This window comes from Paenibacillus sp. YN15 (assembly GCF_003285005.1).
Classification (GTDB): Bacteria; Bacillota; Bacilli; order Paenibacillales; family NBRC-103111; genus Paenibacillus_AR.
Genome location: NZ_QMFA01000004.1, coordinates 200,080 through 212,218 on the forward strand (window position 1 = coordinate 200,080; position 12,139 = coordinate 212,218).

Genomic DNA, 12,139 nt, shown 5'->3' on the forward strand with positions numbered 1-12,139 from the left:
CCAACACCGGCGACGTGAAAAAGCGCTGTCTCCCGATAAAGGGCAAACAGCGCTTTTCTCATGCAGCAAGCGGCGGCCTACAGCCTGATTTCCTTGCCGGCGGCGGCAGATTCATAGATGGCGGACAGAATCTTGATCATATCCACCCCTTGCGCCGGAGTGTTGATGGGCGTTGCCCGTCCCTGGACACAATCGACGAAATGATACAGATGTTTGCCATGGTTGCCCAGAGTCTGCTTGCCCTTAAAGACAGGCACCAGGTCGGTCAGCTGCCCGGCAGTTTCGGTAAATACGGCCAGCTCGCCTTTTTTGATGCTGGCTCCGGCCTTGGTGCCGCGCAGCTCCACAAAATTCATTTCCTCGCCCACATTGGAGGCCCAGCTAAATTCAATTTGCAGCGTCGCCCCGTTGTCGAAGCGGATGAAGCCGGTGGCCAGATCCTCCACATCGAAGATGCCGTTTTCCTGCTTTTCGCCGAAGTTGCTGTGAATGGAGTCGGACAGCTCGTTGTTGGCAAATTTCGTATACACGGCTCCGCTTACCGCAACCGGCCGTGGATTGCCCATCAGCCAGATGGCCAAGTCGATAAAATGGACCCCCAGATCGATCAGCGGCCCGCCGCCGGATTGCTCCTTGGTGGTAAACCAGCCGCCCTTGCCGGGAATTCCCCTGCGCCGCAGCCAACCGCAGCGTCCGGTATAGATTTCACCGGCGTGTCCCTCTTCGATATACCGCTTCAAATACTGGGCCTGGAGCGAAAAACGGTTGTTGCGCATCACCATCAGAAGCTTGCCCGCCTCTACGGCGGCATCGGCCATCCTCTGGGCCTCCTCCGGGCTTACCGCATCCGGCTTCTCGCAAAACACATGAGCGCCTGCCTGCAATGCAGCCACCGCCACTTCCGAGTGAAGCAGATTGGGAGTGCAAATATCAACGATATCCAGCTCCTGCTCCGCCAGCATCTGCCGGTAGTCGCTGTACACAAAGGGAATGTGGCGTTCTTCGGCAATCCGCTCCGCCTTCTCCCGCTTGATGTCGCACAGCGCCACCACTTCCAGCTCCGCATGCTGGAGCAACGGCTCCAAATGCGCCGACACAAAGATATTGCCTGTACCTACAATTCCCACCTTCAGCTTTTTACCCATAATCATTCATCCTCCTCATTGCGATCTGCGCCGTATTTAATGAAATTCCTTGATCAACCGGGAAAGATTGACCCAGCTTGTTTCCACACAATCCATGGGAGAGCGTCTGCACCGGTCCTGCTCCACCACATACCATTCCACCCCGTTGGCCTCGCCCCACTCCAGAATCGGTTTAAAATCGATGGACCCTTCCCCGATTTCGGCGAAGGTTTGCTCCTCATCCCGGCTCATATCCTTCAGGTGGATGATGGGCATACGCTGCTTATAGGGGGCTATGTAGGTTAAAGGATCATAACCGCCCTTCTTCACCCAATACACATCCAGCTCCGCCAGCACCGGATTGCCGGGAGACGGCTCCAACAGATATTCCAGCGCTGTCCGCCCCTCCACCATGGTCTCGAACTCGAAGGCATGGTTATGGTAGCTTAAGCGCAAGCCCTCTTCCTTCAGCCGGACAGCCGCTTCATTCAAAACGCCGCGCACCTCCACATACCCTTCCGGAGTACGCAAATCTGCCGGAGTTGATGGGCATACCAGATCCTTCGTGCCCAGAATCCGCGCCTCCCGGATCAGCTCGTCCAGCTCCTCCACGAACCGTTTATACCCCACATGCAACCCCGCCGTTCCAAGTCCCAGCTCCTTCAGAAGAGCTGCAAGCTCCTGCGGTTCCATGCCGTGATATCCGGCAAATTGCACGCCACTCCAGCCCATCCGTTTCAATTCCTTCAGCACGTAAGGAAAATCCGCCTGGCATTCCTCTCTAAGTGTATATAATTGCACCGCTGTTTTGCTTTTCATCATCCAACCTCCTGCTCATTTGCAAGCCTTTGCATTTTCCATTATCATTATAGTCATCACCCGGGCAAGCTGAACAGAAACGATCTTCCGCCCAGTTGCCTTATCTTCCGATTATTTATTTTGAAGAGGAGCCGCTACAGCCATGCCTATGCCTGCATGCACCGTTATGAGCTGCGGATATTCCATTCACACCAAAACGTATTCCTCCCGGCGCCTGCTCCCCTATTACCTGCTCCGCTTTCAGGCGGAGGGGACAAGCCGCATTCATCTGAACGGAATCGAGCAGGAATACGTTCCCGGCGATCTGATGATAGCCGCCCCCGGAGACAACTACGTTCTGGAGACCGGGCAACCGGACGGGCAAAAATCTGTCCGCTGCGCAGATTATTACCTGTCCTGCACCATAGAAAAACCACTCGACTGGCTGGAGGGGGATTTCCGGCGCAAGCTCCATCTTGGCCTGGATGAGCCTTTCCTGAATCTCTTCAAGAATCTGGTCTATGAGCGCCGCCGGCTGCCGGACCAGGACACGGAAATGCAGGATTATCTGGCCCGGCTCCTGCTGCTCTCCATCCGCCGCAGCCTCTCCCCGCAATCGCCTCCCCATCCGGTTTCCCGGGCGGCGGCCCGGATGAAAAGCTATATGGAAGCCCATTCCTGCCAGCCGCTCACCCTCAAGCAAATCGCGTCCTACGGCGGTCTGGGCATCTCCCGGGCGTCGGAGCTGTTTAAGGAGGCCTACGGCTGCTCCGTAATGGATTACGCCATCCTGATGCGGCTGAACAATGCCCGGGAGCATATTCTCTACGACACGGTCACTCTGGAGGAGGCAGCCTTCTCCTGCGGCTTTACCAGCTACACCCACTTCAGCCGGATGTTCCGCAAGCGCTACGGAGTTTCTCCAAGCGAATACAGGCAGCAGAACCGGCAAACCCAGTAATGTTTCAAATTCGCCGAATCGGGGTAATAGAACTCGCCGCTTGTAAACGCCGCCAACGCATGAAAAAAACGGATTGGAGGCAGGATGATACTGCAGCCGAAGAGTGCCCCAAGAAAAACGACCACAAGCTGATCGCCCTCTGCCCGGCCTCGGAAATAATCCGGACCGGCCGCCGCGGGGCTTTGAACAGCCATAAATGATCTGTTGGGAGGCTTTGTATGAGCAAAATTATCCCCCATCTCTGGTTTGACACCCAGGCCAAGGAGGCTGCCCGGTTGTACACCGGATTATTTCCCCGGTCGGGCATTACGTCGGACACCGCCCTTGCGGATACCCCGTCCGGTGATGCGGAATCCATCGGCTTTGAATTGGCCGGTCAGCCCTTTCATGCTATCAGCGCAGGGCCTTATTTCAGCCTGAATCCCTCCATTTCCTTGATGGTGGTCTGTACCGCCGAGGAGGAGGTGGATGCCCTGTGGAAGGTGCTGGCGGAAGGGGGCCATGTTCTTATGCCCCTGGGGGAATATCCCTTCAGCCGTCGATATGGCTGGGTTCAGGACCGATACGGTCTGAGCTGGCAGCCCATGCTGGTTGACGGGGAGCCGCTCCAGCAGACCATCACCCCCAATCTGCTGTTTTCCGGAGCCGTCTGCGGGCAAGCCGAGGATGCCGTCCGCTTCTATGCGGAGGTTTTCCCGGATTCGACCGTCGGCTTCATCAGCCGGTATGGAGAAGGCGAGGCTGACGTGGAGCAGGCCAAAATCAACTTCGCCTCCTTCACTCTCTGCGGACAAAGCTTCACCGCCATGGACAACGGCTATGAGGCGGATTTCGGTTTTAATGAAGCCCTCTCCTTTATGGTCCAGTGCAAGGATCAGGCGGAAATCGATTATTATTGGGATAAGCTGTCGGCAGTGCCGGAAGCGGAGCAATGCGGCTGGCTGAAGGACCAATACGGCGTTTCCTGGCAGATCGTGCCGGAGCAGCTGGACCGAATGATGGCGGAAGGCTCGCCGGAGCAGGTCAAACGGATCACAGCCGCCTTCCTGGGCATGAAGAAATTCGACCTGGGGGCGCTGGAAACGGCGTGGTTGGGGGAATGAAAAAAACTCCCGTCTCACTTCCATAAGGAAGGGGGCGGGAGTTTTATGTTTAACCTACTAACAAGGACTATTCATTATATTGCGCCAACAGCCGTTTTGCTTCGCCGCTAGGTGTGTTAAACACCTCATAAATGTAAATTTTATGTTTCACGTCCAGCATATTGGAGGCTCCTTGAATGGAGATAATATTGTCCCCATTCACAAGACGCTCCTGTCCATAAATATTGGCGCCTCCGGTGCCAACAAGCCGGTCATATGAATCGTACAATTCCACCATAATGCGGGAGAAGGCGTTATCCACCTGGACGGCTTGGTCCCGTTCAATGGACAAATCCAGTTTTAGCCTATATACATAATTGTAATTGGTGGCTACCCCATAATTCCATTGGAGAATCCAGCTACTCACCTTCACATCGTACGGATACAGGTTCCACCGGTTGTTCTCTGTTTTAAGCAGCCCCGTGGACAATGCAGCAATCGTGGTTTTGTAAGGAGCGGCAGATACCGCGTCCTGCACCTTCAGGATCAGGTCCTCGCCCTTTTCCGAAGCGGGAACGGTGAAGGCATAACGCACGGTGACAGAAGAGCCGGGAAGAACCATGGCGGTCTGAATGGCCTGACGGCTGCCGGCATATTCGTAGCCCTCCTTGGTGACCAGATCAGCGGCAAAGGCGGGAACCGCCAGGGGCTTTTTGGAGGTATTGGTCAGCTTGAAGGTAGCCGTTACCCCCTTGTTGCCCTCCTCCTTATTGGCGTGCATGTAGAATTCCTCTACGGATACCTTCATTTCCGGATTTACCAGCTGGCTTTTGCCGTCAAAAACAACAGGAGTGCCAAGGGCATAGATAGTAGCCTTGGTTCTCTCCCCTTCACCGGGAAGCAGAATGTGGAGTCTGCCTACGGCATAGCTGGTTAAGCTGACACCGGCGGCTCCCGCCTCGGCGAAGGTTTCCGATGTAAGCAGGTTCAGGCTTTGCAGCACCGTGTCCTGATCTACGGGGATTGCATAATGAATATATTTTTCCGCGCCCGGCTCCAGCGCCAGCGCCCCTTGCTCTACCCGGGAGCCTGCAAAGACCTTGCTGTCCGCCTTGCCGTCAAGACTGAAGGCCGGAACGGCCTCCCGCCGCTCCGACGGATTGTAGGCCAGGAGCTGAACCACATACACGGTGCCCGCGGCGGCGGATTCCTTGCTGATGGATACAGGGGTGTATTGGATGGGAGAGGTGAGACCGGGAATCCGGAAGGAGTCCGACCATTTTTTCAGCGCTTCCGGCTTGGCGATAACGCTGTTCTCCCCTTGCCATACCTCCGCCTGAACAGGGATGGAGGCTACAACGGTTTCTGTTTTGGGATAAACATAATAGTCCACATCTGTCCAATTCACTTGGGTAACGGTGACGTCATCCATCCGGTCAATATCCGCCAAATAGCTCAGCTCCGTGCTGGACTTAGCCTGAAGGGACCGGGCGTTGGCGGCGCTTGGCTTCAGGGTGTACTGAATGCCGTCGGCGGTTTCCACCCTTACCTCATAATCCGGCACACGGGTTAAGGCGGAGCCGGTGTTCTTCAGCCGGACCACCACACCCAGGCGGGTGCCGTTTTCTGTCTTTTGGTTCAATACGCTCTTCAGCTCCGCATCCAAAACATCATTCAGCTTGACGGACGGGCCGGCGGCAGCGGCCAGCACGGGAAGCGCGCCGTCTGCCGCATACACGGCCAGTCCCGGACCCAAGAGCGAGACGGATAGGGCTACAGATGCCAGCGATAACTTCCATTTATTCTTCAAGTTGCTCTCCTCCTGTTATGTTCTTTATTTGACGATCTGTACAGGTTCCTTGTCCTTCAGCTGGTTCTGTCCGGAGATGACCAGCTGTTCACCCTCCTTGATGCCGGAGAGCACCTCCTGGTAGGTTTCATGCAGCCGTCCCAGCTGCACCTTCCGCTTTTCTGCAGCATTGCCGTTCACCACAAACACATAGGTATCTCCGCCCTCGCGGACCACGCTCAGTGTCGGCACAGTCACCACAATCTGATCCTGCTCCTCGGTCAACAGAATTTGCGCCTTGCTGCCGGGCTTCAGCTTGAAATCCGGGTTGGGCACAGTCAGCTCCAGGGAGTAGGATTTGGTCTGGGCGCCGATCACATCGGCCAAATAGCTGACGGTGGCCTTAGTCTTATCCACGGAGCCGGGGACATAGAAGCTTAGCTCCTGCTTGCCCCGCACCAGCGCCGCCGCTTCTTCTGTCAGCTCCGCCTTGATCTTCACCGGGTCCAGCTGCTGCACAGTGGCTGCCGGAATGCCCGGGCTCACGGTCATTCCCACTTCTACGGGAAGATCCGTCAACACGCCGCCCACAGTGGCTTTTACTTCTGTATTGCTTAAGCCCCGGTCCAGCTCCCGCAAGGAGACATCCGCCGTTTTCAGGCCATATTCCAATTGGGAAAGGGAGTTGGTGCTCTCCAGGCTTTGCAGCTTGCGGTGCATCCCCTCCAAATCCAGCTTAAGGCCGTTCAGTTGGGTTTCTGTCTGCTCCAGCTGGATTTTGGTCACAAGCCCCATATCGTAATCATTGCGCAGCTTGTTGTAGCCCTTCTCCGCATCCTTCAAGGCAGACTCCAGCTTGGTGATGCCGTCCTTCAGCTCCTGCTTGCCGTCCTCCAGATCCCGGCGGGCCTTGGTCATCTGCTCCTGGGTGCCGGCAATGGAGAGCTGCGCCTTTTCCTTCTGGATTTCCAGGTCGGTAGGATCGATCCGGAACAGGATATCCCCCTTTTCCACCCGGTCTCCGCGCTTCTTCAGGATTTCAAGCACATCCCCGTTCACCTTGGTCACAATATTCATCTGGACGGAGGCGGAAATATCCGCCACCTGCTCCAGCGGCTCGCCGATGGATTTCTTCTCCACAGGGGACACCTTTACGCTTTTCACCTGGGATTCTACGGCTGCCGCAGGCTGCTGCGGCGATTCCGCCGAGCATCCCGCCAAAAGCGCCGCGGCAAGCACCATAGCTCCAGCAACAGGATAGCCGGCCTTCAATTTATTGGTTTTTATCCGATTCATGGTTTATTCTCCTTTTCAGTGGGTTGCGGAAGTGGCATTCGGGGCATCCAGACCGGTTGGCTTCTTTCTATGGAACAGCCGGCCCACACGGCGCTTGAAGCCTTCAATCAGGTCATAGACCACCGGCACAACAACAAGGGTGAGCAGAGTGGAGGTGGCCAGACCGCCGATTACCACAACCGCCAGTCCCTTGGAGATGACAGCGCCCTTGGAAAAGCCCAGCGCCAGAGGCATCAGAGCAATAATGGTGGCCCCGGCCGTCATAATAATGGGACGCAGACGGGTCATGCCCGCTTCGATCAATGCCTCTCTTACGCTGTGCCCTTCCTCGCGGAGCTGCTGCACCCGGTCCACCAGCACGATGGCATTGGTGACCACGACGCCGATGAGCATCAGGAAGCCGATGAGAGAGGTGATATTGATAGATTCATTGGTAATCAATAGAGCTACCAGTCCACCAATGGCCGCCAGCGGCAGGGAAAACAGAATGGCGAAGGGCGCGCTGCCGTTGCCGAAGGCCAGAACCATAATCAGGTATACGATAAATACGGATGCCAGCATGGCAACCAGCAATTGCTGGAAGCTTTCCGTCATATCATCGGTGACGCCCTTGACTTCCGTCCGGACACCGCCGGGCAGCTCCAGCTTGGAGAGCTCCTGGGTCACCTTGGCGCTGATGCCGCCTTTGTCGGCGGAGTTGATCTTGGCCGTTACCTGAACGAATTGCACCTGCTGGTCGCGGTTGATGGCCGCCGGAGCTTCGATCTGGGTCACCTTGGCCACTTCGTTCAGGGCCACCTTGGCGCCGGTGGGCGCAGCGATGGTGAAACGGCCGATTTTATCCACGGAGTTTTTGAAGCTGGGATCAAGCATAACCTTGGTTTCAAAGGTGGTGTTGTCGAATTTCAAATCGCCGATTTTTTCCTCTGCGAGCCATGTATGTACGCCTTGCACGATTTGAGCGGAAGAAAGCCCGTACAATCTTGCTTTGTTCTGGTCAACGGCGATTTCCACTTCCATTTTGGACTCGCTTAAGCTGTCCTTGATATCCGTCAACTCGGGGAAGGTCTTCATCTGCTCCTTAACCAGCTTGGCGGCCTCCTGGAGATACAGGATATCATCGCCCTTCAGCATGTAGCTGAAATCCGTACCGCCGCCGGTGCCGCCCATACTGATCACGGCGCCCTCGGCCTCGGAGCCGGCGGGGAGCATGTCGCCAATCCGCTTCTTGAAGTCTTGGACCACAGCCTTGGTGTCCGATGCGGCAGAAGCCACGGCGAAGAAGGAGCTGCGGTAGGGAATCCGGTCACTGCTGTAGTTGTAGCCGATGGAGGACTCCACATATTCAAAGGTGGGCTGGCCTGCGGCATCCTTGGAATCCAGCATGGCCGTCTCAATTTCCTTGACCTTTTCATTCATGGTCTCGATGGTGGTTTCCCGGGGCATCTTGATGGAGAACTGCATCATTTTATCCGAATCGCTCTCCGGCATGAAGGTTTGGGCCAGGAACGGCAGAGTCCCCATAACCGACACGATCAAAAGCAATATGGACATGCCCACGGTAAGCATACGGTGCTTCAAGGACCAGGTCAGCGCTTTTTTGTAGGTGGTGGCGATTTTCCCTACCGGGGCCTCCGCATGAGTTTTGATGGACCCGCTCTTCAGCACCAGCAGCTTTGCCAGCATGGGGATAACGGTTAAGGCTACCACCAGAGAAGAAAGCAGAGCCACACTCAAGGTAATGGCAAAGGGCCGGAAAATTTCCCCCATGACCCCGCTGACGAAGGCGATAGGCGCAAATACGCCTACGGTGGTGATGGTGGACGAGGTAATGGCCGAAGCCACCTGGGCCGTGGCCATTTTGATCACCGATTCATGGCGTTCCTGGGCTTTTTGCAGCTGGCTGAAAATATTCTCAATGACCACAATACTGTCGTCCACTACCCGCCCGATGGCAATGGCCATTCCGCCCAAGGTCATAATATTGAGGGATATGCCCAATGGGGCCATGACCATGAGGGTAATCAGTATGGATAAGGGGATGGATACCAATACGATCAAGGTCATCCGCAGGTTCCGCAAGAATAAGAGAATCATGATGGAGGCCAAAAGCGCGCCCATAATGCCTTCCTTCAGCATGCCGTTGATGGAATTCTGAATCTCGGTGGCGCTGTTATAGATCGGCTGGAATTTGATGTTGGGGTATTCCTGCTTCCACTTCTCCATCAGCTTGTCGGCCTCACCGCCGAACTGTACCGCATTGGCATTCTTCGTCTTGTACAGGCGGACGCCAATAGCAGGCTGGGCGTTCAAGCGGGAATAGAAGGTAGATTCAGTAATGGCCTCCACCTTGGCCACATCCTTCAGCAGCACGGTGGAGCCGGTGGCCGTGGGAATCTTCATATTTTCCAGCCCGTAGATGGTGTTCAGATCGCTTTTGACCCGAACCATCTGCTCGTTGCCGTTGAAGTCCACCGTCCCGGCCGGACTTGTCATAAGAGCCGCCTGGATGCTTTGAGACACCTGGGAGGGGGTCAGGCCATAGTTATTGATGGCATTGCCGTTCAGCTTCATGGTCAGCACCGATTCCTGGTTGCCGATGGAGTCGATGTGGTCAATGCCGTCCATTCCCTTAAAGCCCGGTTCGATCACATCCTTGTAGAGCTTGTCGAGCTCCTGCTGGCTCATGCCATTCTGGGCATAGAGCGAGAGGTAATAGACCGGCTCCGAGGCGAAGCCGAAGGTGGTGACCTGGGGCTTCTCCGAACCGGTGGGCAGCTTGACGTTGGAAATCAGGCCTTCCACATCCCGCTTGGCCTCGTCGATATTCACCGACTGCTCCAGCTCCAGAACGATCTGCGAGAAGTTGTCGCTGGAGGTGGAGCTTATATTCTTCAGCCCCTCCATACTGGCTACCGCCTTCTCCAGCGGTTCCGTCACCCCGTCCAGCACATCCTTTGGCGGAGCTATGTACATGGTGTTGATGAGCACTACCGGAAACGAGATATCCGGCATGCTTTCCACCTTCAGCGTGGTTGCGGAATAAGCGCCCCCGCCGAAGAGGAGAAGAACAATAATGATAACAGCCGTGATGTTCTTCATGGAAAAATTGGTTAACTTATTCATCCTCACAGCTCCTCCGATAAAATAGCGGACCACATGGCCGCTGCCTACCCCTGTTGCTTTTCTCTGACTCCTGCATCCCATGAAGGCACAGGAATGAATTAATTATAGACGCTGAAGGATTTGGAAGCACGTGAAATCTGTCATGAAATCAGATGACTGGGGTCATAAGAACGGTCATGGCGGTCCTCCTTCGGGAGGAGGGGGGAGCTAGGTCGGGTGGTCGGGAGGGCAGAAGGAGTAGAGGCGTGCGCTATTTCTGCGGAACAATACGGCAATCAATACGGCGGCCAAAGGATATATAATTCCCACGGAGGCGCTAATATAAAAGAGCGGCGGCCAAATCAGAACGCCGACAATGGTGGGGGCGATGATCAAAACCTGAATAATATAAATAAAGCAGTTGATGGTCGCATAAATAGATGCAAGGGTTACGCCGATATGGCTATATATTTTTGAGTCTGGAGGAGCATAATGATGGATGCTTACCATCATCACCACAAAGGATAGAGCCAGAAATATGGAAGGGGTGTAATACAAGATCGATATCCAGAATTGCGATGCCAGTATTCCCGACATATTCAGAATTGCGGCAATATCAAATGCCAGATAAAAAAGAACGGAAAACAATGGCGCCCAGAATCCGGTTTTGCTGATATTATTGAACTTGGTCTTATTTTCCATATTGTCCACCCCTTTTATTACTCCACTAAATCCTTCATTACATAGCTTAAAAATTGATCCATACAGCTAAAAAATTGTTCCTTATCGGCCAAATGAACGTTATGATCCCAATGTGTCATTTCATATGCGACGCAATCGGTTATAAGCGCCTGCATCTTTGCGTATTCGCTATCCGGAACAGCCTCATGGCTTTTTGAACGGATGAGCAAAACGGGACACTTTATTTGAGGCAAAAGCTGATGCCAGCTCACATAACTGCCCATAAAATACTGATATTCCAAATCGGAGCAGGATATTTTTTGAATAAATTCTGCTGCTTCCATTCTGGAGAGAAACGGCAGCGGCCAATCTCTCGTCGGGCTGTTTTTCAAGGATTCGTTTATTGGCGACGGCTTTTCCGGACCGATATCGGTTCCCGTATTGCTGTATAAAGTCATACCATGTTTCTGCTCTTCCGCATCTGCCATGAAGACAAATAATGACTAGATCCCCTTTTTGGCTGTCCATAAAGAACAAATCCACGCTGCTCAACTTTGCAATGCCTCTGTATACTTTTATCGCCGGCATTCTCACTCACTCTCTTCCCATAAGAATATCTAAAGTGGTTTGAAGCAATTTGTCTCTTTGTCCTTTATCTTCAATATTGATACCTGTGAATTTGGAAAAATCGCTGGAACGATAAAATACCAATTGTGAAAAAGAAATTAGCTGATAGGCAATGATTCTGCATTCCGTCTCAGACCTTCTGTCTCCGCAGCATTCCTTAACCATCGGGAGAATATGGTAGGGTACTTCAATTTCGCCCTCCAGCAATAAATACGGTATAGTAGGTCTGGTCAGTTCGGCATAATCAATCGTAATGTCAGACAGAGTAACCAGAAACTCCTTCAATTTTTGTCTGGCGGGTATGCTGCTCTCCCTGATTTCTTGCAATGCAACGGCTCTGTCAGCGATTAGCTTATTGACGGCTGTGCTTAATAACGTATCTTTTGAACCAAAATAATAATTGATCATTGCTGCATTTGCGTTGGCTTCATGAGCGATTTGCCGAGCGGTTATTGTTTTCGGATTTTTACTTTTTGTCAAAAGGTTCACTGTCGCTTGTATTAATTGGTCTTTGACAGCACTATTGTGCATTTATGCCACTTCCCTCACGTTACACTTGTATTAAACGCGTTTAATACAAGTGTAACGTAGCACAGAAGAGTTACGGTGTCAATGCAGCTGTGAATAAACGATTGCAAGCTGCCAAAGAAGTGCCGCGGATGGGAAGAACCTGGCG

General features: G+C 53.8%; 10 protein-coding genes. 2 read left to right on the forward strand and 8 right to left on the reverse strand.

Annotated features, from left to right (window positions below; all coding sequences use genetic code 11):
* Positions 1-77 precede the first annotated feature (77 nt).
* Positions 78-1,145, reverse strand: coding sequence for a Gfo/Idh/MocA family protein (locus DQG13_RS05450; protein WP_113018729.1), 1,068 nt, complete (start codon positions 1,143-1,145; stop codon positions 78-80).
* 36 nt (positions 1,146-1,181) lie between these two features.
* Positions 1,182-1,946, reverse strand: a complete 765-nt coding sequence (locus DQG13_RS05455) for a sugar phosphate isomerase/epimerase family protein (RefSeq protein WP_258525472.1) — start codon at positions 1,944-1,946, stop codon at positions 1,182-1,184.
* A 139-nt stretch (positions 1,947-2,085) separates the two neighbouring features.
* Between DQG13_RS05455 and DQG13_RS05460 the strand changes: the two genes are divergently transcribed.
* Both DQG13_RS05460 and DQG13_RS05470 read left to right on the forward strand, forming a co-directional pair.
* Positions 2,086-2,883 (forward strand): helix-turn-helix domain-containing protein, encoded by a 798-nt coding sequence (locus DQG13_RS05460; RefSeq protein WP_113018731.1) that lies wholly within the window; start codon positions 2,086-2,088, stop codon positions 2,881-2,883.
* 218 nt (positions 2,884-3,101) lie between these two features.
* Positions 3,102-3,986, forward strand: coding sequence for a VOC family protein (locus DQG13_RS05470; RefSeq protein WP_113018733.1), 885 nt, complete (start codon positions 3,102-3,104; stop codon positions 3,984-3,986).
* Between the two features lie 67 nt (positions 3,987-4,053).
* Here the strand turns inward: DQG13_RS05470 and DQG13_RS05475 are convergent, their stop codons facing one another.
* The 6 genes from DQG13_RS05475 to DQG13_RS05500 form a co-directional block, all read right to left on the reverse strand.
* On the reverse strand, positions 4,054-5,775 hold the full coding sequence (locus DQG13_RS05475; protein WP_113018734.1) for a hypothetical protein: 1,722 nt from the start codon (positions 5,773-5,775) through the stop codon (positions 4,054-4,056).
* 24 nt (positions 5,776-5,799) lie between these two features.
* Positions 5,800-7,050: an efflux RND transporter periplasmic adaptor subunit gene (locus tag DQG13_RS05480; protein ID WP_113018735.1), complete on the reverse strand. Its 1,251-nt coding sequence runs from the start codon at positions 7,048-7,050 to the stop codon at positions 5,800-5,802.
* A 15-nt stretch (positions 7,051-7,065) separates the two neighbouring features.
* Positions 7,066-10,176, reverse strand: a complete 3,111-nt coding sequence (locus DQG13_RS05485) for an efflux RND transporter permease subunit (protein ID WP_113018736.1) — start codon at positions 10,174-10,176, stop codon at positions 7,066-7,068.
* Between the two features lie 207 nt (positions 10,177-10,383).
* Positions 10,384-10,857, reverse strand: a complete 474-nt coding sequence (locus DQG13_RS05490; protein WP_113018737.1) for a hypothetical protein — start codon at positions 10,855-10,857, stop codon at positions 10,384-10,386.
* Between the two features lie 17 nt (positions 10,858-10,874).
* Positions 10,875-11,324, reverse strand: coding sequence for an alpha/beta fold hydrolase (locus DQG13_RS05495; protein ID WP_220094328.1), 450 nt, complete (start codon positions 11,322-11,324; stop codon positions 10,875-10,877).
* 106 nt (positions 11,325-11,430) lie between these two features.
* Complete coding sequence (locus tag DQG13_RS05500; protein WP_113018738.1) at positions 11,431-11,994, reverse strand: TetR family transcriptional regulator; 564 nt, start codon at positions 11,992-11,994, stop codon at positions 11,431-11,433.
* Between the last annotated feature and the right edge of the window lie 145 nt (positions 11,995-12,139).

Coding starts and splice junctions, on each gene's coding strand:
- DQG13_RS05450 (WP_113018729.1), bottom strand. CDS start 1,145: ATGGGTAAAAAGCTGAAGGTGGGAATTGTAGGTACAGGCAATATCTTT.
- DQG13_RS05455 (WP_258525472.1), bottom strand. CDS start 1,946: ATGATGAAAAGCAAAACAGCGGTGCAATTATATACACTTAGAGAGGAA.
- DQG13_RS05460 (WP_113018731.1), top strand. CDS start 2,086: ATGCCTATGCCTGCATGCACCGTTATGAGCTGCGGATATTCCATTCAC.
- DQG13_RS05470 (WP_113018733.1), top strand. CDS start 3,102: ATGAGCAAAATTATCCCCCATCTCTGGTTTGACACCCAGGCCAAGGAG.
- DQG13_RS05480 (WP_113018735.1), bottom strand. CDS start 7,050: ATGAATCGGATAAAAACCAATAAATTGAAGGCCGGCTATCCTGTTGCT.
- DQG13_RS05485 (WP_113018736.1), bottom strand. CDS start 10,176: ATGAATAAGTTAACCAATTTTTCCATGAAGAACATCACGGCTGTTATC.
- DQG13_RS05490 (WP_113018737.1), bottom strand. CDS start 10,857: ATGGAAAATAAGACCAAGTTCAATAATATCAGCAAAACCGGATTCTGG.
- DQG13_RS05495 (WP_220094328.1), bottom strand. CDS start 11,324: ATGGCAGATGCGGAAGAGCAGAAACATGGTATGACTTTATACAGCAAT.
- DQG13_RS05500 (WP_113018738.1), bottom strand. CDS start 11,994: ATGCACAATAGTGCTGTCAAAGACCAATTAATACAAGCGACAGTGAAC.